We start from the raw sequence: 24,842 nt of genomic DNA on the forward strand, positions 1-24,842 counted from the left end.
CGCGGGCTGGCTCGCGGCCGCCGGTGGCGGCCGCTCGCAGGCGCGCCACCGCACTTTCCTTTTATAAGCGCTCGTCGCCGTCGCTCACGGCTATTTAAATACTACATTGCGGCCGCCGATCCGCGATACTTCCTCTCGCTATCGCTCGACGACCGGAAATATCAGTTGTGTCTCCGTTCGATCCGAGGCGCGGAACCCCGCCGAAGCGCTCCTGCCTCAGTCGTCGTCCGCCACCGCGGGCTTCCGGCGGTCGTCGCGGGGCCCTTCGAGGTCGACCTTCGGGAGCATATCTCGGAGGTAGCGCCCGGTGTGGGAGGCGTCCTCCCGGGCGATCTCCTCGGGGGTGCCGCTCGCGACGAGTTCGCCGCCGCCGTCGCCGCCCTCGGGGCCGAGGTCGATCACGCGGTCGGCGTTCTTCACGAGGTCGAGCTCGTGTTCGATGACGACCACGGTGTTGCCGGCGTCGACGAGCCGGTGGAGCACGTCGATGAGCTTGCGCTCGTCCTCCTTGTGGAGCCCCGTCGTCGGCTCGTCGAGGAGATAGAGGGTGTCGCCGGTCGCGCGCTTGCCGAGCTCCTCGGCGAGCTTCACGCGCTGGGCCTCGCCGCCCGAGAGCGTCGTGGAGGGCTGGCCCAGTTCCATGTAGCCGAGCCCCACGTCCTTCAGGAGCTTGAGGCGGCGCTCCAACCCGCGGTGGCTCTCGAAGAACTCGTGCGCCTCCGCGACGCTCATGTCGAGCACGTCGGCGATGGTCTTCCCCTTGTACTCCACGTCGAGCGTCTCGTCGTTGTAGCGGGCGCCGCCGCACTCCTCGCAGGGGACGTACACGTCCGAGAGGAAGTTCATCTCGATCTTGACGGTCCCCTGCCCGCCGCACTCCTCGCAGCGCCCGCCCTTCACGTTGAACGAGAAGCGGCCCTTCTCGTAGCCCCGACGCTTCGAGAGCTTCGTCTCCGCGAACAGCTCGCGGACGTGGTCGAACACGTCCGTGTACGTGGCGGGGTTCGAGCGCGGCGTCCGCCCGATCGGCGACTGGTCGATGAGCCGGACCGTCTCCACCTCGTCGAGCCCCTCGATCGCGTCGTGCTCGCCGGGGTCGACGGAGGTGTTGTCGTTCATCTCGCGGGCGAGCCCCTTGTAGAGGATGTCGTTGACGAGCGTCGACTTCCCGGAGCCGGAGACGCCGGTGACGGTCGTCAGCGTGCCGAGCGGGATCGGCACGTCGAGGTCCTTCAGGTTGTGCTGGCGGGCGCCGCGCACGACGAGCTCGCCGTTGGGCTCGCGGCGCTCCTCGGGCACCGGAATCGACTTCCGGCCCGCGAGGTAGTCGGCCGTCACCGACTCGTCGGTCGCGACCACCTCCTCGAAGTCGCCCTGCGCGACGACCTCGCCGCCGCGCTTGCCGGGGCCGGGCCCCATGTCGATGATTTCGTCGGCGCGCCGCATCGTCTCCTCGTCGTGCTCGACGACGAGGAGGGTGTTACCGAGGTCGCGGAGCCCCTCCAGCGTGTCGAGCAGGCGGTCGTTGTCGCGCTGGTGGAGCCCGATGGAGGGCTCGTCGAGGACGTACAGCACGCCCACCAGCCCGGAGCCGACCTGCGTCGCGAGCCGGATGCGTTGGCTCTCGCCGCCGGAGAGGGTCGACGCCTCGCGGTCGAGCGTGAGGTACTCTAAACCGACCTCCTCCATGAACCCGAGCCGCGCGCGGATCTCCTTTAAGATCTCCTCGGCGATCGTCGTCTCGCGCTCGTTCAGCTCGTCCTCCAGCCCCTCGAAGTGCTCGCGCGCCTCGGCGATCGACAGCTCGTTCACCTCGGTGATCGCGGTGTCCGCGACGAGGACGTGCCGCGACTGCTCCTTCAGGCGCGTCCCCTCGCACTCGGGACAGGTCGTCACGGCCATGTACTCCTCGATGTGGTCGCGGGCGCGCTCGGAGTCGGTCTCGACGTGGCGCCGCTCCAGGTTGGGAATCACGCCCTCGAACCGCTCCGTCTTCTCGCGGGTGCCGTTCTTCGTGGTCCACTCGAAGTGGACGACGTCGTCGGTGCCGTAGAGGAACTGCCGCTGAATCTCCTCGTCGAGCTCCTCGAAGGGCGCGTCGAGGTCGACGCCGAAGTGCTCCGCGACGTTGTCGAGCTGCCTGGAGTAGTAGGTGCGGTCGTAGCTCCACGGCTCGAACACGTGCTTCAGCGGCTTCGAGGGGTCCTCGATCACGAGGTCCTCGTCGACCTCCTTCGTCGAGCCGATCCCCTCGCACTCGGGGCAGGCGCCGTACGGGCTGTTGAAGGAGAACGAGCGCGTCTCGATCTCGGAGAACTGGACGTCGGAGTTGGGGTTGCCGAGCTCCTCGGAGAACTCCACGACGAGGCGGTCGTCGCCGTCGGCGTCGGCCGCGAGCGACCCCGTCGAGCGCGCGTTCGACGCGAACGGGACGTCTTCGGGCGGGTCGGGGACGATCAGCTTGAGGGCGCCGTCGGCCTCCTCCAGCGCGGTCTCGACGGAGTCGGTGATCCGCGAGCGCGCGTCCGGCGAGACGGTCACGCGGTCGACGATCACGTCGATCGTGTGGTCGTAGTTCTCGTCGAGGTCGGGGGAATCGAGGGTGAGATCGACCGGCTCGCCGTCGACCTCGACGCGGCTGTACCCGTCCGAGACCAGCTCCTCGAACAGCTCCTCGAAGGCGCCCTTCTGATCGCGGACGACGGGCGCGGCGATCTTCGCGCGGGTGTCCTCGGGGAGGTCGAGGATCTGGTTCACCATGTCCTGTGCGGACTGCTCGCCGACCTCCTCGCCGGTGACGGGGTCGTACTGGGTGCCGATCCGGGCGTACAGCAGGCGGAGGTAGTCGTGGAGCTCGGTGACGGTCCCCACGGTGGAGCGGGGGTTGTTCGCGGCGTTCTTCTGGTCGATGGAGATCGCCGGCGAGAGCCCCTCGACCGACTCCACCTGCGGCTTGTCCATCTGCCCGAGGAAGTTGCGGGCGTACGCGGACAGCGACTCGATGTAGCGGCGCTGCCCCTCGGCGTAGACGGTGTCGAACGCGAGCGACGACTTCCCCGAGCCGGAGAGCCCGGTGACGACGGTGAACTCCTCCCGCGGGATCCGGACGTCGAGGTCCTTGAGGTTGTGTTCCTCGGCGCCGCGGACCTCGATGTACTCCTTGCTCATTTCACTCCTCCGTTGCGGGCGCGCGCGGGAATAGTCGTCGGTCGCGGGGACCGCCGGCGGTCGTTTCCGCCGCCGACCCCGCCGAGCCCGGAACTCACTCCGCGCCGAGCCCGGAACTCACTCCGCGATGAACTCCGCGGGCGGCGAGAGGTCGCGGCGTCCGCCGAAGGTGACGAGGAAGAGGACGCCGACGCCGATCCCGTACGCTAGCATTAGCGGGACCGTCGCGAGGAACATCGTGATCACGTCGGCGGGGGTGAACACGGCCGCGACGAGCATGATCCCGATCGTCACCTCGCGCCAGCGCTCGCGGAACACGCGGTAGGGGACGCCCGAGTTGTTCAGCAAGATCATCGCGATCGGGATGTCCGCGAGGAAGCCGATCCCGATCGTGGTGTAGATGACGAGCCAGAAGAAGTCGCTCACCTGGTAGGTGATGATCATGTCCGCGAGCCGGGCGTCGGTGACGAGCCAGCCGATGAGCGCGGGCGCGATGTACGCGTAACCCAGCGCGAACCCGCCGATCATCCCGGCGGCCAACGCGCCCGTCCACAGGTACACCTGATAGATGCGCCCGGCGACGAAGCCACGCTCGCGGAGCGCGGGCCACGCGTAGTAGAGCACCACGGGGAACGCCGCGAGGATCCCGAGCATCACCGAGAACTTCACCATGAAGATCAGCGCCTCGACCGGGTGGAGCGTGATGATGTTGATCCCGCCTTCGATCTCCGCGGGCACGCGGCGTTCGAGGTCGCGCCGCACCGTGCCGAGCCCGCCGAGGTACAGCCACGTGAACGCGGCCGCCATCACGATCCCGAAGACGGCGACGATCCGGAACGACCGCGTGCGCAGCGAGTCGAAGATGAACTTGAGGTCCTTGTAGTAGCCGCCGATGTCGTCTTCGGCCGCCTCCTCCTCGCCGTCCGTGAGCTCGGCGAGGAACGTCGAGCTCGCGCGCGAGGTCCGGTTCTGGACGGAGCCGACCAGCCCGTCCCCGCCGGCGTCGACGCCGCCGCTTCCGGAATCGCCCGCGTCCCCGCCGTCGCTCGCGTCGCCGTCCGCGTCGCCCCCCTCGGCGTCGCCCCCCTCGTTCACCTCGTCGTAGCGGTCGAGGATCGCCTGCGCCTTCTCCGGATCGTCGTCGTCGATCGCGGCCTGCGCGAGCGCGAGCGACTCCTCTTCTTCCATCTGGGCGAACGCGTCCGCGGGGGCCGCCCGGACGCCCGCGGCGTCGAGCTCGCTCACGTCGATGGCGGTCGGGTCGCCGTACTGGCGGCCCGCGCTCGTCGTGTCGAGGTCGGTGTACACCGCCCACAGCGTCGCGACCGCGGTGAACGCCAGCGCCCAGACGGCGGCGTAGACCCCGAGGGCCGTCGCGGGGTCGAGTCCGAGGCCGGCGCCCGGTTCGAGGAAGCGTCGGGTGCTCCCCGCGAGCCGCAGGAGGTCGTTGAGCGCGGTCCGGCCGCCGTACTCGTAGAAGCCGTACACGAGCGCGCCGCCGAGGACGGTCGCGCCCCCGACGACGTTCCAGTGGTTCCGGACAGCGCCGAGCACGTCGATCCGGTCGGAGCTCCGCTTCGCCGTGACGACGAGCTTCGCGAGGTAGAGGCTGAAGCCGTACAGCGCGACCAGCGGGAACGCCCACAGCAGCTGGGTGAACGGGTCCGGCGGGGAGAAGACGGCGCCGAACACGAAGATGAGGACGACCGCGTGGCGCCACTTGTCACGGAACGTCTCGTACGGGACGATCTCGGCGTACGAGAGGCCGGTGATCACCATCGGCATCTGCCCGGCGAGCCCGAAGGAAAGCGAGAGGAAGACGATGAACTCCGTCCACATCACGATCCCGTAGGTGGGCTGGATGTCGGCCTCTAGGCCGAACTCCGCGAGGAAGCCGAACATCAGCGGGAAGAAGGCCAACACGCCGTAGGCGACCCCGGCGGAGAAGAGGCCGGCGGCGAGCAGCCCGAGCAGCGCGAGCTTCCACCGAGCGATCGGGGATCGCGGCCACATCCCTCGGGCGCGGAGCTCGTCGCGGGTGACGTAGATCAGCGGCGGGATCGCGACGATCGCGCCGACGACCAGCCCGATCTTCGCCTGGAGGAGGATCACCTCGAACGGGGTCGTCGCGATGATGTCCGTCTCCTCGGCGACCGCGGCGCTCATGTTCGACTCCGTGACCTCCCGGAGCCGGTCCCAGATGTACGTGCGGAGCGCCCAGAACGTCGCGAGGAAGCCGATCAGGAAGACGACGAACACCTTCTGGAGGTCCTTCTGGATCGACCGAAGGAACGCCTTCGCCGTCTCCTGGCCCTCCGCGATCGACTGTTGGGTGTCCTCGTCGAGGGCGCTCGCCATACGGAGGGCGAAGGCCGTCGCCGTTATCAACCTTTTCGACCGCGGGCGCTCCCGCCGGCGACGCTCCACGTCGGTCCGGCCGACGACGCTCCCTGACGCGCCGGCGAACGGGACCGATCGACCCCGCGCGGCGCCGCTATCCGAAAAGGTTGATAACCGCCCGGTCGCGTAGGGAAACTGAATGGACGACTCGGACCGGTCGCGCGACGACGACTCGGCCGCCGCTGACGGGTCGACCGACGAGGGCGAACCCGCGAGCGACGGCGCCGTCGACGAGGGGTCCGAGGCCGACGAGTCCGCCGACTCGGACGCCTCCGAGGGCGTCGAGTCCGAGGTGACCGCCGAGGTCGAGCCCGAGGTCGGTTCGGCCGAGGGGGACGCGGACGGGACGGCCGAGGAGGACGCGGACGGGGCCGAAGACGGGTCGCCGGACACGTTCTCGGACCCGGACGAGGTGGTCGAGGCCGAGGACACCGGTCGGTCGGCCGCGCTCGACGACGGGGGCGAGGCCGACGGGGATCCGGGAGACGGTGAGACTTCGGCGGGCGATGACGCTTCGGCGGGCGATGACGCTTCGGCGGGCAATGACGCTTCGGCGGGCGATGACGCTTCGGCGGGCAATGACGCTTCGGCGGGCGATGACGCTTCGGCGGACGAAGACGCCGCGACCGCGGACACCGAGGCCGCCGGCGACGGCGGTACCCCGGCAACGACCGCCGACGCCGCCGACCCCGCGACCGCCGGCGTGCCGGCGACCGAGGACGACGAGCCGTTCGACGGGATCGAGGGCCCCGAGACGGACGAGGAGATGCCGCTGGCGGCCCACATCGAGGAGATGATGCGCCGGCTGGCGGTCGTGTTCCTCTTCGGCGGGCTCGCGACGCTCGTCGTCGTCACCGAGTCGACGGAGCTCATCAACTACTTCTGGAGCTACCACATCCCGGCGCCGATGGAGAACCGGCCGCGGCTGTACGGGCCGCTGGAACTCCCGCTCACCCGGCTGAAGGTCGCCGGCCTCGCGGGCGTCGTGGTCGGGCTCCCGGCGTTCGTCTACGAGACTTACCGGTTCATGAAACCGGGGCTCTACCAGACCGAGCGCCGCTACTACCTCGCGGCGGTCCCGACCAGCCTCATCTTAGGCGGGATCGGGATCGCGTTCGCGCACTTCCTCGTGTTGCCCGCGATCTTCTCGTACTTCACCACCTACACCGCCGACGCCGCGACGATCGCCTTCGGGCTCGCGGAGACGTTCAACCTGATCGTCATCATGCTCGCGTTCATGGCGATCGTCTTCCAGATCCCGCTTTTCATCATGCTCGCGATCATGATGAACCTCGTCACCCGGCAGTGGCTGGAGGCGAAGCGGCTGATCTTCTGGGGGTCGTTCCTCGGGATCGCGTTCCTGTTCAGCCCCGACCCGACCGGGATGGCGCCGATCATCGTGACGCTCACGATGATCGCCCTCTTCGAGGGGACGCTCGCGATACTGCGCTGGACCGGGAACTAGGCCCGGTCGCTTCCGTTTATAAATCGTCGATCAGCACGAACGCCGCCTCGCGGCTGTCCCTTCGAGCCCCGCACCGCTCCACACGGCATCTCACGCCTCCCCAGCCTTTCACCGAGGGCGACCGATCGGAGGCACGCGCTACAGCGTCCTGTTCTATGTCTAAATAGCGTCCATCTCCGCAGAGTCAGGCCTATTTACGTTTAGGTCGTAGCCGTCTCCGATATGGTCCTCGGCCTGTTCCTTCCGGCGGCAATCTCGTTCGTGTTCGCCGCGGTCGCGGCGTACGTGGGTGCCCTCCGCGCGCTGGAGGTCTACTTCGACCCGAACCAGGACAGCGTTTTCCTCATGGACGACCGCGACCCGCCGCGGCGCCCGTGACGCCGCGGTAGCCGTGGCCGAGATTCGTCCGGCCGCGGTCTTCTAGAACCGACCCGATCGGACCGCGTACGCCACCAGTAGGCCGGCCAACGCGAGGATCGGGAGGACCGCGCGCCCCACGTCGAACCGGTACCCGAGGTTCCAGACGAGCACCGTCGCCTGGACCCAGGCGAACGTGACGCCGAGGAAGAGCACGGAGAGGGTCGTCCCGCCCGGCGTGCTGGTGGCCGAATCCGGTGCGATCCGGACGAAGGCGACGCTCGCGGCGCCGAACGCGAACAGTCCGACCGTCGCCAGCGGCTTCGCCACGACCGTGTCCGGCGTCTCGCCGTTCCAGTGAATCGCCATCTCCGCCGGCAGCGACCCCCAGAGCAGGGCCGCCGCGACGAGCGGGAGGGCCATCGTTCCCACTGCGACTGCGTCTATCGACCGCGTGGAGGGCACGTTCATCGGTTCGCGGTCCGAGGGTTCGCTTCCCGACCAATTAAATCGTAGGTCCCTTGCGGTGTGTCACGCCCCGCCGAGCAGTTCGACGAGCAGCGCGTTCTGCGCGTGCATCCGGTTCTCCGCCTGGTCCCAGACGAGGGCGCGGTCGGACTCCAGCACGTCGTCGGTGATCTCCTCGCCGCGGTGCGCGGGGAGGCAGTGCATCACCGTCGCGTCGGTGCCGGCGAGCAGCTCCTGATTCACCTGGAACCCGTCGAAGGCGGCGAGCTTCTCCTCGCGCTGGTCCTCCTGTCCCATCGAGATCCACACGTCGGTGTACACCACGTCCGCACCCTCGACCGCCGCCGTGGGGTCGGTCGTCGGCGCCACGTCCAGCCCGAACTCCGCGGCGCGGTCGAAGACGGCGGGGTTCATCCCGTAGTCGGCGGGCGTGGCGACCTCGACGTCGATCCCGGCCATCGCGGCGCCGACGACGAACGACTGCCCGACGTTGTTGCCGTCGCCGACCCACGCGACGGTGGCGTCCTCGCCGACCGTCTCGCGGATCGTGAGGAGGTCGGCGAGCGTCTGGCAGGGGTGCGCCTCGTCGGTCAGTCCGTTGATCACGGGGCAGTCCGCGTACTCGGCGAGGACCTCGACGTCCGCGTGGTCGAAGAGGCGCGCCATCACGCCGTCCACGTACCGGCCGAGGACGCGCGCGGTGTCGCGCAGCGGCTCGCCGTGCCCGAGCTGGATGTCGTCGGGCCCGAGGAACATCGCGTGGCCGCCCAGCCGCGTCATCCCCGTCTCGAAGGAGACGCGGGTGCGCGTCGAGGGCTTCTCGAAGATCATCCCGAGCGTCGCGTCCGCCAGTCGGGGGTCCGTCTCGCCCGCCTTCATCGCGGCGGCGCGGTCGAGCAGGGCGTCCAGTTCGGCGGGCGTCACGTCGTCGATGTCGAGGAAGTCGTCGGTGGCGAGTGGCATCGTGTGTAGTGTGAGTGTGTGTCGTGGTGTCGTTTAAAAACGAGCGTCGACGAGGGGAACGATGGGTGTTACAGCCGCTCCCGGCAGACGTCGGTCAGCACGTCCACGGCGCGGTCGAGGTCCGGCAGCGGCAGCCGCTCGTCGGGCGCGTGGTCGAGGTCGGAGTTCCCGGGGCCGTAGGTGACCATCGGGCAGTCCCACGCGGCCGCGAAGAGGTTCATGTCGCTCGTGCCGGTCTTCCGGAGCAGGCGCACGTCGCCGCCGGCGCCCCGGATCGCGACGCGGAACGCCCGCGCCAGCTCCGTCCGCGGGCTCTCCATCACCGGCGGCATCGGCTCGCCCCAGTGGACGGAGCCGGTAGTCAGCTCCGCTTCCGCCAGCTCGTGGACCTCGTCGACCGGGCGCGACGGCGGGATCCGGAGCTGGACGTCCATCGTCGCCTCCACGGCGAGCCCGTCGTCGCTCAGCCCGCCGTCGACCGAGATGGGCTTGGTCGTCACCTGATCGAAGACGGCGGTCTCGGCGTCGTCCGGCGTGAACGCCTCCTCGACGCCGTGCCACCAGTCGATCGCGTGTTGGATCGCGTTCGGCTCCGGCCGCGAGGAGTGGCCCGACTCGCTCGTGTTCACGTAGGTGCCCTCCAGCAGGCCGCGGTAGCCGAGGGTGATCCCCCGCCAGCCCGACGGCTCGCCGTTCACCACCGCCTCGGGCGCGTCGCGGTCGTCGATGAGGGCGCGCGCGCCGGCGGAGTCGACCTCCTCTCGGACGACGCCGGCGAACGAGACCCCCGTCTTCACCGCCGCGATCGCCATCGCGACGAGCGGGCCGGTCGCGTCGACCGCGCCGCGCCCCCACAGCACCGGGTCGCCGGGCTCGCCGACGCGGACGTCCGAGGGCTCGGGCAGCTCGCCCTCGGGCGGCGCCGGCCGCACCTCGACCGGGATGTCGCCGGGAACGGTGTCGACGTGGGAGGTGAGGAGGACGGCGTCGTCCGCCGGCGCGCGGACGTTCCCGACCTCGTCGATCCACGCCTCGCGACCGTTCGCCTCGAAGAAGTCGACGAGGCGCTCGGCCGCCCGCTCCTCCTCGCCCGACGGCGAGGGGATCGAGACCATGTCGTACAGCAGCTTCCGGGCGGGCGTGTCGCAGGCCGCGGGGTAGCCGCCGCCGGCGACGACGTCGGTGCCGCCGGACGACGACCCGCGCTCCGACTCCGCGGCCTCCTCCGCGTCCCGCTCCTGCCCGGTCGCCATCAGCCGACCACCTCCTCGATCGCGTCGACGACGGCGTCGGCGTGCTCGCGCTCGACCGTCAGCGGCGGGAGCAGGCGCAGCACGGTCCGGCCCGCCGGGAGCGCGAGTATCTGGTGGTCGATCGCGAGGTCGCGCAGCAGGCGGTTCGACCCGCGGCGGACCTCGATCCCGACCATCAGCCCGTCGCCGCGCACGTCGCGGACGTCGTCGCCGAGGCGGTCGCGGAGCTCGCCGCGGAGGTACTCTCCGATCTCGGCGGCGTGCTCGGCCAACCCCTCGCGCTCGATCACGTCGAGGGTGGCGCCCGCGGCCGCGGAGACGACGGGCCCGCCCGAGAACGTCGAGCCGTGGTCGCCGGCGTCCTCGGCGACCCAGTCGCGGCACAGCGTCGCGCCGATCGGGAGCCCGCTGCCGAGCCCCTTCGCGGTCGTGAGCACGTCGGGCACCACGTCGTGGCGGTCGGCCGCCCACATCGCCCCCGTCCGGCCGAGTCCGGTCTGGATCTCGTCGAGGATCATCGCCGCGCCCGCGTCGGCGGTCGCGTCCCTAACGGCCCGGAGGTACTCGGTCGAGGCGGGATTGATCCCGCCCTCGCCCTGGAGCGGCTCTAAGATGACCGCCGCGGTCTCCTCGTCGACGGCCTCGCGCATCGCGTCGCTATCCCCGTACTCGACGAACTCGACGCCGCCGGCCAGCGGCCCGAACCCCTCCTTGTACTTCTCCTTCCACGTCGTCGCGAGCGTCCCCATCGTCCGGCCGTGGAACCCCTGCGTCGTCGCGACGATCTTCTCGCGGCCGGTCGCGTGGCGGGCGAACTTCAGCGCGGCCTCGTTCGCCTCCGTGCCGGAGTTACAGAGCCAGACGTTGTCGACGTCGCCGGGCGCGACCTCGGCCAGCTGCTCGTACAGCGCCGTCCGCGCCGCGTGCGGGTACGACGCCTGGACGTACAGCAGCTCCTCCAGCTGGCTCGTTGCGGCGTCGACGACCTCCGGGTGACAGTGGCCGACGGGCGTACACGCGTAGCTGGCGCCGAAGTCGAGGTACTCGGTACCGTTCGTGTCGGTCACGTGGACTCCGTCGCCCGAGGCGATCTCGATCGGCTTCTCCGAGAAGACGAAGCCGCTCACGCGGTCTCACCCCCGTCGGTCTCGACCCCTTCCGGTTCATCCGCGTCCTCGGACCCGTCCCCGAGCGCCGACCGCTCGACCGTCGTTCCCTTGCCGCCGAGCGCGGCGACGACCGGATCGCGGACGTTGGCGTCCGCGATCACGACGCGGCCGGACCCGCCTTCGAGCGCCTCTTTGGCGGCCATCACCTTCTTGCCCATGAACCCCTCGGCGGCGTCCTCGACGGCCGCTAGCCCGTCGGGCGTCGCGGCCGCGTCGATGCGCGTCTCGGGGTCGTCCGGGTCGGCGTACACGCCGGAGACGTCGGTCAGGAGGACGAGGTCGGCGCCGAGCGCGCCCGCTATCGCGGCCGCGGCGCGGTCGGCGTCCGCGTTGACCGGGGTGACCTCGCCGTCCCCCTCGTCGCCAGCCATCGGGGGCGAGACGACCGGCGTGTAGCCGTCGTCGAGGAGGTCGTCGAGGAGGTCGGCGTTCACCGACTCGATCTTCCCCGAGTGGTCGCCGCGGCGGATCTTCCGCTTCCCGTCCTCGACGACGCGGACCGCCGACTTGCGCGGGCCCGCGAGGAGCCCGCCGTCGACGCCGCTCAGCCCGACCGCGTCGACCCCGGCCGAGCGGAACCGCGCCGTCAGCTCGGTGTTGAGCTTGCCCGCCATCGCCATCGCGAACGCCTCCATCGTCTCCGCGTCGGTGAAGCGGCCGGTGACGCCGGAGGCGGACTCGACGTACTCGGGCTCGATGCCGAGCCGTTCGAGCGTCTCGTCGACGACCGTCGAGCCGCCGTGGACGACGACGACCGAGCGCCCGTTGGCCGTCAGGTGCGCGACGTCGCCGACCGCGCCGGCCGGGTCGACCGCCTTCGCGCCGCCGACCTTGACGACGACCGGGGGCTCGGCGGCCGTTTCCTTTTCCTCACCGCTCATGGCGATCCCACCGGGTGGAGCCCGTCGAACTCGAGGCCGGCGGTCTCGGGCAGCCCGAGCGCGACGTTCGCCGCGTGGACCGCCTGCCCGGCGGAGCCCTTGGTCATGTTGTCGATCGCCGAGAAGACGACCACCCGGCGGTTCCCGGGGTCGAGCTCGAAGCCGACCTCGCCGTGGTTCGTCCCGGCGACCGACTTCGGCTCGGGGTAGCGGTAGACGCCGCCCCCGCCGGAGACGATCCGCACGAACGGCTCGTCGGCGTAGGCGTCGCGGTACGCGCCCCACAGGTCCCCCTTCGAGACCGGCTCGTCGGGGAAGGCGTGGCAGGTCGCGCTCGCGCCGCGGACCATGTCGACCGCGTGGACCGTGAAGGAGACGTCGAGCCCGAGGTACGCCTCGATCTCCGCCTCGTGGCGGTGGCCGGTGGGCGCGTACGGGCGCACGACGCCCGAGCGCTCCGGGTGCGAGGAGGCCGCGCCGCCGCCGGCGCCCCCCTCCGAGGAGCCCACCTTCACGTCGACGACGACCTCGCCGGTCTCGGGACCGAGCGCTCCGGCGTCCACGAGCGGTTTGAGGCCGAGGATCGTCGCGGTCGCGTTACAGCCGCCGCCCGCGATCAGGTCGGCGCCGGGGAGGTTCTCGCGGTTCAGCTCCGGGAGCGCGTACTCGGCGCGTTCGAGGTACTCCGGCGACTCGTGGCCGTCGTACCACTCGTCGTAGGCGTCGGCCTCGGGGAGCCGGAAGTCCGCCGAGAGGTCGACGACGGTGTCCGCGGCCTCGAAGAACTCGTCGATCCGCTCCATCGAGACGCCGTGCGGGGTCGCCGCGAACAGCACGTCGACCGATTCGAGGTCGTCGGGGTCGGAGAAGCGCAGGTCGAGCCCGCGCAGGTTCGGGTGCGAGCGCCCGACGGTCATGTTGTCGGCCGACCGCGAGGTGGCCTGAACGACCTCGAAGCTCGGGTGGCCGGCGAGGATCCGCAGCAGTTCGCCGCCGGTGAAGCCGGTGCCGCCGACGACGCTCGCGGTGTAGGTGTCGGCGGTCACCCCGTCGGCCTCGGTGTCGGCGCTCATGCGCTCGCCTCCTCGGTCTCTTCGTCCGCCAGCTCGGCCGCCTTCGCCTCCAGCCAGTCGACGACCCGCGCGGGGACGTCGACGTCGGTGGCCGAATCGAGCGCCTTGAACTCGACGGTGTGGTTCACCTCGTGGACGGTGTAGTCGTCGGCCGCGCCGTCGCCTTCCGCATCGACGCCGCCCTCGGCGGGGTCGGCGTCCGGGTCGACTCCCACCTCCATCAGGTCGACGCCGAGCATGCCGCCGCCGACCGCCTCGGAGGCGCGCTCGACCAGCTCGGTCGCGCGCTCGTCGAGGTCGAACGACTTCGTCTCGCCGCCCTTCGCGGCGTTGGTGAGCCAGTGGTCGGACGACCGCGTCATCGCCGCAATCGGCTCGCCGTCAACCGCGAGGACGCGGACGTCGCGGCCGGGCTTGTCGACGAACTCCTGGACGTAGAACACCTTGTGTTCGTAGTGGCCGAGCGTCTCCTTGTGTTCGAGGATGGCCTCGGCGGCGTTTCGCGAGTCGATCTTCGCCATCAGCCGCCCCCACGAGCCGGTGACCGGCTTGAGGACGCAGGGGTAGCCGAACTCCTCGATCGCCTCCAAGGCGGCGTCCTTCGTGAACGCGACCTCCGTCGCCGGGGTCGGCACGTCGGCCTCGGCGAGCGCGAGCGAGTTCTTCGCCTTGTCGGCGCAGACGTCGCCCGTCTCGGGTGAGTTCACCACGGGAACGCCGTAGCTGTCGAGGAACCGCGTCGCGTACAGCGACCGGCTCGTGGAGAGGCAGCGGTCGACGGCGATGTCGAGGTCGGCGACGTTCGCCGTCGTCGACTCCAGCCCGAACCGCTCCTTGCGGACGTCGATCTTCTCGACCTCGTGGCCCCGCTCGCGGAGCTCGTTGAGCAGCAGCTTCTCGTCCTTCCGGATCCGGGAGTAGAGGATCCCTACGCGCACGTCGACCCCCCTCCGTTCGCGTCGGCGCTCATGCGCATGTCGACCACTCGCGTGTCGCGGCCGTGGCGGTCGTCGCCATCTACTCGCCCCAGTCCTCCTCGAGCTCGGGCGCCTCCTCTAAGACGACCGGGTCGAGCGAGATGACCTCCAGCTCGGTCCCGGTGACCGGACTGTCGATGATCTCGCCGACCTCGACGTCGGCCGGGATCTCGATCTCCTCGCCTGTGATCGGGTCCTCCGCGGTCAGCGTGTCGGTGTCGCTCGTCATCGTGGCAGACACTCGTCCTCGAATAGGCATAAAGGCTTCGAACTTATTGGATACTTTACATAAAACAGATCGGTCGCTAACGGAACCAGTTCGACGAAATAGCGCCGTATCGAGATCGGATGTCAGATCTCGGTAGTAAATATGTCCCCCTACGGGGACGGTCGTCGGCGTCGATCGGGTCGGCCCCGCCCGGGCCGCCGGCGGCTCGCCCGGTGTCGGCCGCGCGGGCGACCGCCGCGCGGTCGCGGCTCAGACATAGCGATCGACCTCCGCGTCCAGCGCCTCGCTCGCGGCGGCGAGCGCGTCGCGCTCGGCCGTCAGCGCCTCGTCGTCCGCGTCGATCCCCGCCTCGGCGGCGGCGAGTTCGTCGGCGACCGCCTCGGGGGCCGGTCCGCCGGCGGAGTCGCGGCTCGCGACGCTTTCGGCCGGATCGAGCGCCGACTCCACGTCCTCGCGGCTCACGTACGCGGAGAGGGGCTCGCCGGTCACCTTTCGCGCGGCCTCGTCAACTTTTGCGGCCGCCGCCTCCGGCGAGTCGCCGTCCGCGACCGCCTCCGCGGCCGCCGCGACGATCTCGTGGGCCGTCCGGAACGGCATCCCCCCCATCGCGAGCAGGTCGGCGACGCCCGTCGCCGTCGAGAACCCCTCGCCCGCGGCCGCCGCGAGCGCGGCCTCGTCCCAGTCGGCGGTCGCGACCGCGCCCGCGGCAACCTCGGTCGCCTCCCGCACGTCGCCGGCGATCTCGAAGACGCTCGCGTGGGCGCGCTGGAGGTCGCGGTTGTAGGCGCGCGGGAGCCCCTTGAGCAGGCTCAGCGTGCCGGTCGCCTCGCCGATCGCGTCGCCCGCGACGCCGCGGGTCAGCTCCAGCGTGTCGGGGTTCTTCTTCTGGGGCATGATCGAGGAGGTCGACGAGTAGGCGTCCGTCAGCTCGACGACCCCGTCCTTCGAGAAGCCGATCAGGTCCTCCGCGAGCCCCGACAGCGTCGTCGCGAGCGTCGCGAGCGCGCTCGCCGCCTCTGCGAGGAAATCGCGCGTCGAGGCCGCGTCCATCGAGTTGCGGACGGTCCCGCCGAAGCCGAGCAGCTCGGCGGTGCGGTCGCGATCGACGTCGAACGGCGTCCCCGTGAACGCGGCCGCGCCGAGCGGCGAGCGGTTGGTCCGGCCGTACGCGTCGAGCAGCCGCTCGGTGTCGCGCGCGAGCCCGCCCTCGTACGACAGCAGGTAGTGGCCGACCGTCGTCGGCTGGGCCGGCTGGAGGTGGGTGTACCCCGGCATCACCGTCTCCGCGTGCTCGCCCGCGACCTCGACGAGCGCCCCGCGGGCAGTGAGGGTCGCCTCGACCGCCGCCAGCAGGTCCTCGCGCAGGCGGTAGCGGATGCACGTCGCCACCTCGTCGTTGCGCGAGCGGGCGGTGTGCATCCGCCCGCCGTCGGGGCCGATCCGGTCGATGACGGCGGTCTCTATCGCCTCGTGGACGTCCTCGCCGTCGGGCAGGTCGACGTGGCCCGCGGCCTCGACGTCGCCGAGCGCGCCGAGGATCTCGCCGGCGACCGCCTCGTCGACGATCCCCTGCTCCGCGAGCATCACGACGTGCGCGCGGTCGACCGCGAGGTCGGCCTCGAAGATGGCCTCGTCGGCCGCGAGGCTCGATAAGAACTCGCGGGCGGGGCCGCCGCTGAAGCGGTCGCGGCGGACGGCGGTGTCGCCGCCCTCGTCGGCGCCGCCCTCGTCGGCGCCGCTCTCTCGAGCGTCGGCGTCCGTCGTGGCGTCGGGATCGTCGTCGGTCATTCAGTTCTCAGTCTCGTCGGTTTCGGCCGTCTCACCGCTTCCGTCCGTCGCGAGTTCCGGCTTCGAGACGCTCGCCTTCACGTCGTTCGCGAGGCGCTCCTGGAGCCCGTGGTACTTCGCGACGCCGGTGGCGTCCGACTGGGCGATGCCCGCCACGTCCTCGGTGTTGAACGAGGCCATCTCCTCGGAGTAGACGGCGTACTCGGAGTCGCGCGCGACGACGCGGCAGTCGCCGCCGGACACCTTCACCGTCGCCGTGCCGGTCACCACGTCCTGCGTCTCGTCGATGAACGCGTTCAGCGCGTCGACGACGGGAGCGAACACGAGCCCCTCGTACGCCTTCTCGGACCACTCCTGCTCGATCCCCTTCTTGAACGAGCGCTCGTTCTTGGTGAGGACGAGATCCTCTAGGGCTTGGTGGGCGGTGAGCAGGACGGTCGCGGCCGGGTGCTCGTAGTTCTCGCGCACCTTCAGCCCGAGCATGCGGTCCTCCATCACGTCGGTGCGGCCGACGCCGTAGCCGCCGGCGTACTCGTTGAGGTGCTGGATGAGGGGGACCGGATCCATCGCCTCGCCGTCGACGGCGACCGGGACGCCCTCCTCGAAGGCGATCTCGATGGTGGTCTCGCCCTCGGGCTCGGCGGTCCACTCGTAGATGTCCTCCGGCGGCTCGTAGTCCGGGTTCTCCAGCTTGCCGCCCTCGACCGCGCGCGACCAGATGTTCTCGTCGATGGACCAGACGCCGCCGTCGCCGGCCTCGACGGGCAGGTCCTTCTCCGCGGCGTAGTCGATCTCCCACTCCCGGGTGAGGCCGAGCTCGCGCACGGGGGCGATCACTTCGAGGTCGGAGCCGCGCCAGACGGCCTCGAACCGGAGCTGGTCGTTGCCCTTCCCCGTACAGCCGTGCGCGATGGCGTCACAGCCCTGCTCCTCGGCGACGCCCAGAATGGCCTCGGCGATGACCGGGCGCGCGAGGGCGGTGCCGAGCGGGTAGCCCTGATAGCTGGCGTTGGATTTCACGGCGTCGAAACAGAGGTCCGCGAACTCTTCTTTCGCGTCGACGACGTGGATGTCGAGCCCCAACGCCTCCGCGGTCTCCTCCGCCTCGTCGAACTCCTCTGTGGGCTGGCCGACGTCGACGTTGACGCCGATGACCTCGTCGTAGCCGTACTCCTCTTTCAGTAGCGGTACGCACACTGTCGTGTCGAGTCCCCCGCTGAACGCGAGTGCAACGCTCGTCATTACCAGAGTACACCCGGCCTACACCTTTAAATTCAGCGGTTTTAATTTTGTAAGAAAATCGGAGAGCGGTCGCTCGCGGAACGCGGAGTCGAGACTCTTCGGAACGGAACGGCGCGAACGCGACGAGAGGTGAAAGTTATCGGCCCGAGGGGCCTCGTCGTCGCGCCGCGCCGGAATCCGGTCGCGGCGGTCGGACGTCTCGTCGCGGTCGCAGGGCTCGTCGGCCTCGGAGAAGGGCGGCGTCGAGACGAGCCGCTGCGGTCATCGGGTGTACGTACCGATCTCCGATATAAAACTGTTCCGCTATACGTGGTCGATAACGGATCGACGGCGAACTCCTCCGAAGCCCCAGCCGCTCGCTTATAAATAGTTGCTGACGGATCGGCGGTGAACACCGCTGAAGCCCCAGCCGCTTGCTTATAAATGGTTGAGTGCGAATCGACGGCGAACACCGCTGAAGCCCCAGCCGCTTGCTTATAAATGGCTCATGGCGGATCGATGGAGAACGCCACCAAAGCCCCAGCTGCGAGGCCGGCGCACACTCGCTGCGCTCCTCACTCGTTCCGGTGCTTACGTCGTCTGCGCCGGCCTCGCGGCTGCCCCTTTGAGTCCCACCCCGCACAGCACCGCACGGCCTCACACCTCCCCAGCCTCGCGGTTCGCGCTCTTCGAGCGCTCACCGCGTCCCTCGCGCGGTGCTCCTCGCGGCCGCCGAGGGCGGCCGCTCGCAGGCACGCGCCACCGCACCGCTTTTATGAGTAATCGTCGCTACGACTTCATTTATTTAAAAACCGCCGCGACGACAGCAGCCTCAAATAACGGCTCTCGCCGGCGTCAGATCGCTTCCCGGTACGCTTCGAGGGTCCGCTCGACGTCCTCCTCGGTGTGCGCGTAGGAGGTGAACTGGCACTCGAACTGGTTCGCGGTGAGGAACACGCCGCGGTCTTTCATCTCCTGCCAGAACACGCGCTCCCAGCGGTCGGTCGCGGCCGCGGCGACGTCGGCGCCCGTCTTCGGACAGCTGTCGTAGCGCGCGCAGTCGGGGTCCTGTCGGCAGCCGCCCGGACAGCAGGCGTCGACGTCGTCGGGCGCCTCGCGGGTGAAGATCGTCTTGAACATCGAGTCGGTGCCGACGACGGTGTACTCCGGCGCGCGCTCGGCGCAGATCTCGGTGATCCCCTCGCGGAGCTGCCGGCCGAGGCGGTTGACGTGCTCGTACACGTCGTTCTCGGCCGCGTACTCCAGCCCGGCCTTCCCGGCGGCCATCGTCACCGGGTGCCCGGAGAAGGTACCGGACTGGAACACCTCGCCCGCGGGGGTGAACCCCTCGATGATATCCGCCCGCCCGCCGATCGCGCCGACCGGGAAGCCGCCGCCGATGATCTTGCCGAACGTCGTCACGTCGGGGGTGACGCCGAACTTCGACTGCGCGCAGCCGAGGCCGCCGACCCGGAACCCGGTGATCACCTCGTCGAAGACGAGGAGCGAGCCGTGGTCGTCACAGAGGTCCCGCAGGGTCTCGTGGTATCCCTCTATCGGCATGACGATCCCCCTGTTGGCGAGGATCGGTTCGACGAGGACCGCCGCGATCTCGTCGCCGTGCTCCGCGAACACTTCCTTCGCGGCCGCCTCGTCGTTGAACGGGATCGGCAGGGTGTGTTCGGCGAACTCCTCGGGGATCCCCTTCGTCGAGGGATGGGCGTCCCCCGGCGACCCCTCGACGAGCGTCGACTCCTGCGCGCCGTGATAGCCGCCCCGCATCACGACGATCTTGTCGCGATCGGTGTGGCCCCGCGCCAGCCGAACCGCCGAGACGGTCGCCTCCGTGCCGGAGTTGACGAAGCGGATCGACTCCACGCTCGGGACGTGGCGGGCGACGAACTCGGCGTGTTCGACCTCGACCTCGGTCGGCGCGCCGTACATCGGCCCCTCAGCGACGTGCGACTGGACCGCGGCCTCGACCGGGTCGGGCAGGTCGTGGCCGTAGAGGAGCGGGCCGTACCCCATCACCCAGTCGACGTACCGGTTGCCGTCGGCGTCGATCACGTGGCCGCCGTCGCCGCGCTCGACGAAGAACGGGTGCGGCATCGTCGCCCGGACCGAGGAGTTGACCCCGCCCGGCGTCACCGACAGCGCGCGGTCGTACAGCCCGCGCGATCGCTCGTGGTTCATACGCATCGGTTCGAACGCCCCGTGGAAAGACCTTGTTGAGTCGGCCGTCGCGGCCTACATCCCGTCGTCTCGCAGCATGATCGCGCCGCTGACGAACATGAGGAGCGCGAGCGTCACCATTCCGAGGTCCCACGACATCGCCGCGGTCATCGCCGCGTCACCGCCCGCCATCCCCGTGCCGTCCGTACCTGTCATTCCGCCGTCCATCGCGCTAGCGCCCATCGCGCCATCGCCCATCGCACCGGTCAGCAGGGCCGTCTGATTGGCGAGCATGACGACGGCGTACGCGACCATCAGTCCCCCGCTCGCCCGTCCGGAGAGGAAGTCGACCGAGGCGAGCAGCGCGCCGCCGTGCGCGACGACGACGAGGCCGAGGCCCAGCATGAGCCACGCGCTCGCGGTCATCCGCGCCGCGCCCGCGGCGCTCGCGAGAGAGTAACCGCCCGAGGCGAACGCGATCGCCGCGCCGTACAGCCGCGTCTCGGTCGTCATGCTTCACGTCGCGGCGCAGAAAACAAAAGAGTTCGTCGGAAGTGCGGTGCCGCTACGGAGCCGGTGTCGGCGCGCCGCCTACACCGCCTCCGGTCCGGTCGCGCCCGTGCGGACCTGGAGCGCGTCCTCGACGGGCATGATGAACACCTTGCCGTCGCCGGGCTCGCCGGTCTCGGCGGCGTCGGCGATCGCCTCCGCGACCTCGTCGGCCGGGATGTCGGCGACGACGACGTCGACCTTCACCTTCTGGTGGAGGTCGACGGTGAACTCCTCGCCGCGCCACTGGCCCTTCTTCGCGGGCTGGCTGCCGCGGCCGGAGACGTTCGTCACGGTGAGCGAGGGCGCGTTGATCTCCGCGAGCGACTGCTTGATGGCCCCGAGCTTGTCGGGGCGGACCACCGCGGTGACCATCTTGATCTGCGTGCCCGCCTCCGCGCCGCCGTCGGCGCGGGGGGACTCGCTGTCGGACTCGGTCGTGTCGACCACCGACGGACCGCCGTCGGTCGCGACGCGGTCGCCGCCGAACTCGGGGTAGGTCTCGACGCCGTGTTCGGAGATGTCGAGGCCCTCCTGCTCGTGTTCCGCGGTGACGCGCGCCTCGCCGCTCACCTTGAGGACGTACCAGACGGCGGCGGTCGCGGTGAGCGTCCAGCCGCCGATGATGACGACGCCGGTCAGCTGGGCGACGAAGTGGGCACCGATGCCCGCGCTGAGCTCGCCCGGCGCGGCGACGAAGGGGAAGAGGAGCGTGCCGAGGACGCCGGCGCTCCCGTGGACCGGGAACACCGCGCAGACGTCGTCGATCTTGAGCGTGTCCGAGACGAACTCGAAGACGAGCGGGAGCTGTCCGCCGGCGAGGAGGCCGACGACCAGCGCGCCCCACCACGCCGTGGTGTCGGGAATGGCGGTGATGCCGACGAGCCCCGCGAGCAGCCCGTTTGCGACGTAGAGCGTGTCGACCTTCCCGGTGCGGAGCCACACGACGGTCGCGGCGCCGATCCCGCCGGCCGCCATCGCGATCGTCGTCCCCATCGCGACGAGGTTGAGCGTCAGCGTGTTGAACACGCCGCCGCTGACGACGGAGGCCGTGCCGACGTTGAAGCCGTACCAGCCGAACGCGAGGACGAGCGTCCCCAGCACGGCGAACGTCAGCGAGTGGCCGGGGATGACGTTCGTCGAGCCGTCCTCCGCGTAGCGGTCCATCCGCGGGCCGAGGACCGCGGCGGCCGTGAGGCCAGCGATCCCGCCCATGCCGTGGACGATCATGCCGCCCGCGAAGTCGTGGAACGCGGTTCCGGTCAGCTGCGCGACGAGCCCGTCGCCCGAGGCCGACCAGGTGAACGCGATGACCATCGGGTAGATCACCGCGGCGAGGAGGAACGTGTACGTGACGTACGCGCGGAGCTTCGCGCGACCGGCGACCGCGCCGGAGACGATCGTCGCGGCGGTCATCGCGAACACCGCGCCGTAGAGCCAGTTGACGTACGGGCCGATGACGCCCTCCTCGACGGCCAGTTCACCGCCGGAGAACAGCGAGCCCGCCGCGGAGGCGATCCCCGGCGACCCGTTCACGAGGCTCGTGAACGCCGTGCCGATCAGGAAGAACACCGTCACGCCGACGCTCCACGTCAGGAGGTTCTTCGTCAGCTGGTTGGCGACGTTCTTCGACCGCACCTGCCCGGCCTCGAGCATCGCGAAGCCGGCGTGCATGAAGAAGATGAGGAACGTCACGACGAGGATCCACGTCCCGTTCATCGCGGACGCGAACGTGCTCGGATCGATCGTGGCGAGAACGTTCGCCGTCACGACTCAACCACCTCTACTGAACGACTGTCCGGTTCACGCTTCGTTTCGCTCGTGTTCATGTGCTGAATCACGTTTCGACTCCCGGGAACGGCTACACATAAACGTTAGAGTTGAGTTTCACAAAAAAGAGGGTTGATAATACGGCGGTCGTCCGATATAAGGAGATGTCTATGGAATATAAGGGCGTTTCCTCGGTGATTTCGCGGCAATCGTTGCGCTCGAAGCGGACGGACGTTGTGTAATATTTCTATCTATTCCGCCCCGATCCGCCGTCGAGGGCCGCTCTGTGCCCGTACGCGGCCGGTTCTGGCGAGTATTGCCACGCCGCTGTCTCGCGATTCGCCGTCGTACGGGCCCTCATCCGCGAATTCGAACGGCTAGAGGCCTCTCAATGAAAATTGACGTTCGTCAACCGGATCTCGAATTCGACGGCCGATTCGACCGATCGGTGGCGGTTCGACGTGATCGCCGAGCGGCTGACAGCGTCGAAACCTCGCTTACTCCGGCTTCAGTCCCTCGTTCTGGACGCGCATCACGGCCTCGCCGTCGGCCAGGTTCGGCGCGTCGACGAGGCGGACGATCCGCTTGTCGCCCTTCGACTTCCGGAGGTAGATCCGGAAGGTGGAGGCGTGGCCGAGGATGTTGCCGCCGATCGCCTGGGTCGGGTCGCCGAAGTAGGAGTCCGGGTTCGACGCGACCTGGTTGGTGACGAGGATGGCGGTGTTGTACAGGTCGCCGAGCCGCATCAGGTCGTGGAGGTGTTTGTTGAGCTTCTGCTGCCGCTCGGCGAGCTCGCCCCGACCGACGTACTCCGCGCGGAAGTGCGCGGTGAGCGAGTCGACGCAGACGATCCGGATCGGCCACTCCGTCTCCTCGTGTTCGCCCGCCAGCTCCTTCGCCTTCTCGGCGAGGAGGATCTGGTGGTTGGAGTTGAACGCCTTCGCGACGTGGATCTGGTCTAAGAACGCGTCGACCAGGTCCTCCAGCGCCTCCTCGTCGCTCGGGGTGCCCTCAATCTCGCGGCGCTCCATCTCGTCGGCGAGGATCTCGTCGTCGAGCCCGCGGACCATGTCGTCGATCCGCTCCGGCCGGAACGTGTCCTCGGAGTCGACGAAGATGCAGCCGCCCTCAAGCCCGCCGTTCTCCTTCGAGAGCTGGACGTTGACGGCCATCTGGTGGGTGACCTGCGACTTCCCGGAGCCGAACTCGCCGTACACTTCCGTGATCGACTGGGTCTCGATGCCGCCGCCGAGCAGGTCGTCGACCTCGTCGATCTGCCAGGAGAGCTTGCCGATCTCCTGGCGGCGTTCGAGTACGGTCGCGCCCGTCTCGAAGCCGCCGACGTCGGCGGCCTCGCGGGCGGCGTTGATGATGTCGCTGGCGGACGACTCGCCGATGTCGGCGGTGTTGGACATCTCGCCGGGGCTCGCGACCGCGATCGACTGGTAGCTCTCGAATCCGTTGTCAACGAGCTTGTCCGCGGTCGCCGGGCCGACGCCGGGGAGGTCCTCGAGTTCGTCTTCAGGCATGTACACGACCCTTGTTCGCCATCGGGTATAAAGACTGGTTTACACCCTAGTGAAAGTGAAATGCGCGCGGCGGCGTCGCTCGGTCGTGGCTCGTCATCTCTCGTAACGCCTCGCCGGAATTGCCCGTCGGACCGGGCGGTGAAACTGGTCCGGCGGTCCGGAAAACTCCGGATTTCAGTCCCTCAGAAGCCGACGCGGCGGACGTAGTCGAGGTCGCGGATCTCCACGAGCAGGTCGCCGGACAGGTCGGCGTCGGTGATCACGTAGAGCTTCGGGTCGTCGGTGAACTCCGGGTCCTCGCTCAGCACCTGCCGGATCGAGACGCCGCGGTCGGCGAGGATGGAGGTGACCTCGGCGACGATCCCGGCCTCGTCGGCGGCCGCGACCTCGATTGTGAGCACCGTGAGGTCCAAGACCGGCGCGAGGTCCATCAGACTCGGGATCGACGAGATGTTGGTGAAGATGCGCTTCAGCTCGGGGTCGGCCAGGATCGCGTCCGTCGTCGAGTCCACGACGCGGCGGTCGACGTCGAGCTCGCGCGCGATGCCGGTGTACGGGATCTCGATTCCGCCGGAGACGACCCGCCCCTCCTCGTTGACGGAGAAGCCGCGCTCCAAGAACAGTCGAATGACGGCCTGCTGGCTGGGTGACCCCTCGAACTTCTCGAGGATCTCGTCGAACATTCGTTACTAGGGGTGGTGTCGGCGCGGCGTGATAAATCAGGGTGCGTCGCGGCCGCCGACGCGCGGGCGGTCCGGCCCCGCGATCAACCTGACAGGCCCGCGTACGCCCCGCCGAGCACGGCCCCGTACGCGAGGTGACCGACCGCGCTCATGGCGCTGACGTTGGGCAGCGGCGGGTTCGCCGGCGAGCCGACCGCGGAGAGCCAGATCGGCATCACGATCACCGCGAGCGCGACCCAGACAGCGATCCCGTAGACCGCGCCGGCGCCGACCGACCGCCCGACGCTCCCGCCGAGCGAGGGTGCGAGCCCGACGAGCGCGGCGAACCCGACGCCGAGGACGGCGCCGTGGGCCATGTGGATCACCCACCCCGTGAACGGCGCCGCCGGCGGTGCGAGCCCGTACATCGACGGGATCACCACCTCCAACAGCGGGGCGGGGATCATGTACGTCATCAGCAGTCCGAAGACGGCGCTGCCGGCGAGGCCGCCGGCCACGCCCGCCTTCCAGTTTCCGGATTCGGTCGATACCACGTCCGTCGTCGCCGTTTCGGTCGCCATGTCGTTCGGTCGACGGCGTCAGAAGCGGTAAAATACGCCGAAATCATGCGGTCGGGACGCACTCGCCCGGTAGTTATATATGATTCCTGAAACGAAATTCAGAGATCCGATCGGAGAACCCCCTCGGCGCCGGACCACTTCCGCTCCGGCACCCGACTCCTTTTGGC

20 protein-coding genes are annotated in these 24,842 nt (G+C 69.6%); 2 read left to right on the top strand and 18 right to left on the bottom strand.

What is annotated here, in order from left to right:
* Positions 1-216: 216 nt before the first annotated feature.
* Together uvrA and tatC (AC4NMM_RS03115) are read right to left on the bottom strand one after the other, a co-directional pair.
* The gene (gene uvrA, locus AC4NMM_RS03110) at positions 217-3,168 is read right to left on the bottom strand and encodes an excinuclease ABC subunit UvrA (RefSeq protein ID WP_491923505.1); all 2,952 of its coding nucleotides are present in this window, start codon (positions 3,166-3,168) and stop codon (positions 217-219) included.
* 117 nt (positions 3,169-3,285) lie between these two features.
* Positions 3,286-5,526 carry a twin-arginine translocase subunit TatC gene (gene tatC, locus AC4NMM_RS03115; RefSeq protein ID WP_491923506.1) on the bottom strand — a complete coding sequence of 747 codons (2,241 nt, stop codon included), beginning with the start codon at positions 5,524-5,526 and terminating at the stop codon, positions 3,286-3,288.
* A gap of 181 nt (positions 5,527-5,707) precedes the next feature.
* On the opposite strand from tatC (AC4NMM_RS03115), the gene tatC (AC4NMM_RS03120) reads away from it, so the two are divergent.
* The gene (tatC, locus tag AC4NMM_RS03120) at positions 5,708-7,033 is read left to right on the top strand and encodes a twin-arginine translocase subunit TatC (protein WP_491923507.1); all 1,326 of its coding nucleotides are present in this window, start codon (positions 5,708-5,710) and stop codon (positions 7,031-7,033) included.
* A gap of 222 nt (positions 7,034-7,255) precedes the next feature.
* Positions 7,256-7,411, top strand: a complete 156-nt coding sequence (locus AC4NMM_RS03125) for a hypothetical protein (RefSeq protein WP_199233638.1) — start codon at positions 7,256-7,258, stop codon at positions 7,409-7,411.
* A 42-nt stretch (positions 7,412-7,453) separates the two neighbouring features.
* On the opposite strand, the gene AC4NMM_RS03130 is transcribed toward AC4NMM_RS03125, so the two are convergent.
* The 16 genes from AC4NMM_RS03130 to AC4NMM_RS03205 form a co-directional block, all read right to left on the bottom strand.
* Complete coding sequence (locus AC4NMM_RS03130; protein ID WP_158293708.1) at positions 7,454-7,813, bottom strand: DUF1648 domain-containing protein; 360 nt, start codon at positions 7,811-7,813, stop codon at positions 7,454-7,456.
* A gap of 108 nt (positions 7,814-7,921) precedes the next feature.
* The gene (gene argF, locus AC4NMM_RS03135) at positions 7,922-8,821 is read right to left on the bottom strand and encodes an ornithine carbamoyltransferase (RefSeq protein ID WP_491923508.1); all 900 of its coding nucleotides are present in this window, start codon (positions 8,819-8,821) and stop codon (positions 7,922-7,924) included.
* Positions 8,822-8,889: 68 nt separating this feature from the next.
* Positions 8,890-10,074 (bottom strand): [LysW]-lysine hydrolase, encoded by a 1,185-nt coding sequence (locus AC4NMM_RS03140; protein WP_491923509.1) that lies wholly within the window; start codon positions 10,072-10,074, stop codon positions 8,890-8,892.
* Positions 10,074-11,201 (bottom strand): aspartate aminotransferase family protein, encoded by a 1,128-nt coding sequence (locus tag AC4NMM_RS03145; RefSeq protein ID WP_491923510.1) that lies wholly within the window; start codon positions 11,199-11,201, stop codon positions 10,074-10,076. The genes AC4NMM_RS03140 and AC4NMM_RS03145 overlap by 1 nt, the downstream gene beginning before the upstream one ends.
* A complete protein-coding gene (locus AC4NMM_RS03150; RefSeq protein ID WP_491923511.1) occupies positions 11,198-12,124 on the bottom strand; it encodes an acetylglutamate/acetylaminoadipate kinase in 927 nt (308 codons plus the stop codon). The genes AC4NMM_RS03145 and AC4NMM_RS03150 overlap by 4 nt, the downstream gene beginning before the upstream one ends.
* Positions 12,121-13,170, bottom strand: coding sequence for an N-acetyl-gamma-glutamyl-phosphate reductase (gene argC / locus AC4NMM_RS03155; protein WP_491923543.1), 1,050 nt, complete (start codon positions 13,168-13,170; stop codon positions 12,121-12,123). The genes AC4NMM_RS03150 and argC overlap by 4 nt, the downstream gene beginning before the upstream one ends.
* Positions 13,171-13,193: 23 nt before the next feature.
* Positions 13,194-14,135: a lysine biosynthesis protein LysX gene (gene lysX / locus AC4NMM_RS03160; RefSeq protein ID WP_491923512.1), complete on the bottom strand. Its 942-nt coding sequence runs from the start codon at positions 14,133-14,135 to the stop codon at positions 13,194-13,196.
* Positions 14,136-14,214: 79 nt separating this feature from the next.
* Positions 14,215-14,403: a lysine biosynthesis protein LysW gene (gene lysW, locus AC4NMM_RS03165; protein ID WP_004599337.1), complete on the bottom strand. Its 189-nt coding sequence runs from the start codon at positions 14,401-14,403 to the stop codon at positions 14,215-14,217.
* 249 nt (positions 14,404-14,652) lie between these two features.
* Positions 14,653-16,191 (bottom strand): argininosuccinate lyase, encoded by a 1,539-nt coding sequence (gene argH / locus AC4NMM_RS03170; RefSeq protein WP_491923513.1) that lies wholly within the window; start codon positions 16,189-16,191, stop codon positions 14,653-14,655.
* A complete protein-coding gene (locus AC4NMM_RS03175) occupies positions 16,192-17,433 on the bottom strand; it encodes an argininosuccinate synthase (RefSeq protein ID WP_096394315.1) in 1,242 nt (413 codons plus the stop codon).
* Positions 17,434-18,267: 834 nt separating this feature from the next.
* Complete coding sequence (gene hemL / locus AC4NMM_RS03180; RefSeq protein WP_491923514.1) at positions 18,268-19,605, bottom strand: glutamate-1-semialdehyde 2,1-aminomutase; 1,338 nt, start codon at positions 19,603-19,605, stop codon at positions 18,268-18,270.
* A gap of 54 nt (positions 19,606-19,659) precedes the next feature.
* Positions 19,660-20,097 carry a hypothetical protein gene (locus tag AC4NMM_RS03185; RefSeq protein WP_096394318.1) on the bottom strand — a complete coding sequence of 146 codons (438 nt, stop codon included), beginning with the start codon at positions 20,095-20,097 and terminating at the stop codon, positions 19,660-19,662.
* A gap of 78 nt (positions 20,098-20,175) precedes the next feature.
* Positions 20,176-21,903, bottom strand: coding sequence for an ammonium transporter (locus AC4NMM_RS03190; RefSeq protein WP_172863945.1), 1,728 nt, complete (start codon positions 21,901-21,903; stop codon positions 20,176-20,178).
* Between the two features lie 497 nt (positions 21,904-22,400).
* On the bottom strand, positions 22,401-23,432 hold the full coding sequence (gene radA / locus AC4NMM_RS03195; RefSeq protein WP_096394319.1) for a DNA repair and recombination protein RadA: 1,032 nt from the start codon (positions 23,430-23,432) through the stop codon (positions 22,401-22,403).
* Between the two features lie 182 nt (positions 23,433-23,614).
* Entirely contained in the window at positions 23,615-24,115 is a 501-nt protein-coding gene (gene trpY, locus AC4NMM_RS03200; RefSeq protein WP_017343618.1) for a TrpY family transcription regulator, read from the bottom strand.
* Positions 24,116-24,198: 83 nt separating this feature from the next.
* Positions 24,199-24,675, bottom strand: a complete 477-nt coding sequence (locus AC4NMM_RS03205; RefSeq protein WP_491923515.1) for a histidine kinase — start codon at positions 24,673-24,675, stop codon at positions 24,199-24,201.
* Positions 24,676-24,842: the final 167 nt, after the last annotated feature.

The sequence above is a fragment of the Halorubrum sp. SD41 genome, assembly GCF_058630335.1.

What these genes read in the sequence shown, in the direction of transcription:
- lysW (WP_004599337.1), bottom strand. Translation starts at nt 14,403, where the DNA reads ATGACGAGCGACACCGACACGCTGACCGCGGAGGACCCGATCACAGGC.
- argH (WP_491923513.1), bottom strand. Translation starts at nt 16,191, where the DNA reads ATGACCGACGACGATCCCGACGCCACGACGGACGCCGACGCTCGAGAG.
- trpY (WP_017343618.1), bottom strand. Translation starts at nt 24,115, where the DNA reads ATGTTCGACGAGATCCTCGAGAAGTTCGAGGGGTCACCCAGCCAGCAG.
- tatC (WP_491923507.1), top strand. Translation starts at nt 5,708, where the DNA reads ATGGACGACTCGGACCGGTCGCGCGACGACGACTCGGCCGCCGCTGAC.
- AC4NMM_RS03175 (WP_096394315.1), bottom strand. Translation starts at nt 17,433, where the DNA reads ATGACGAGCGTTGCACTCGCGTTCAGCGGGGGACTCGACACGACAGTG.
- AC4NMM_RS03140 (WP_491923509.1), bottom strand. Translation starts at nt 10,074, where the DNA reads ATGGCGACCGGGCAGGAGCGGGACGCGGAGGAGGCCGCGGAGTCGGAG.
- AC4NMM_RS03205 (WP_491923515.1), bottom strand. Translation starts at nt 24,675, where the DNA reads ATGGCGACCGAAACGGCGACGACGGACGTGGTATCGACCGAATCCGGA.
- hemL (WP_491923514.1), bottom strand. Translation starts at nt 19,605, where the DNA reads ATGAACCACGAGCGATCGCGCGGGCTGTACGACCGCGCGCTGTCGGTG.
- uvrA (WP_491923505.1), bottom strand. Translation starts at nt 3,168, where the DNA reads ATGAGCAAGGAGTACATCGAGGTCCGCGGCGCCGAGGAACACAACCTC.
- radA (WP_096394319.1), bottom strand. Translation starts at nt 23,432, where the DNA reads ATGCCTGAAGACGAACTCGAGGACCTCCCCGGCGTCGGCCCGGCGACC.
- tatC (WP_491923506.1), bottom strand. Translation starts at nt 5,526, where the DNA reads ATGGCGAGCGCCCTCGACGAGGACACCCAACAGTCGATCGCGGAGGGC.
- AC4NMM_RS03185 (WP_096394318.1), bottom strand. Translation starts at nt 20,097, where the DNA reads ATGACGACCGAGACGCGGCTGTACGGCGCGGCGATCGCGTTCGCCTCG.
- AC4NMM_RS03150 (WP_491923511.1), bottom strand. Translation starts at nt 12,124, where the DNA reads ATGAGCGGTGAGGAAAAGGAAACGGCCGCCGAGCCCCCGGTCGTCGTC.
- argF (WP_491923508.1), bottom strand. Translation starts at nt 8,821, where the DNA reads ATGCCACTCGCCACCGACGACTTCCTCGACATCGACGACGTGACGCCC.
- AC4NMM_RS03125 (WP_199233638.1), top strand. Translation starts at nt 7,256, where the DNA reads ATGGTCCTCGGCCTGTTCCTTCCGGCGGCAATCTCGTTCGTGTTCGCC.
- AC4NMM_RS03130 (WP_158293708.1), bottom strand. Translation starts at nt 7,813, where the DNA reads ATGGCCCTCCCGCTCGTCGCGGCGGCCCTGCTCTGGGGGTCGCTGCCG.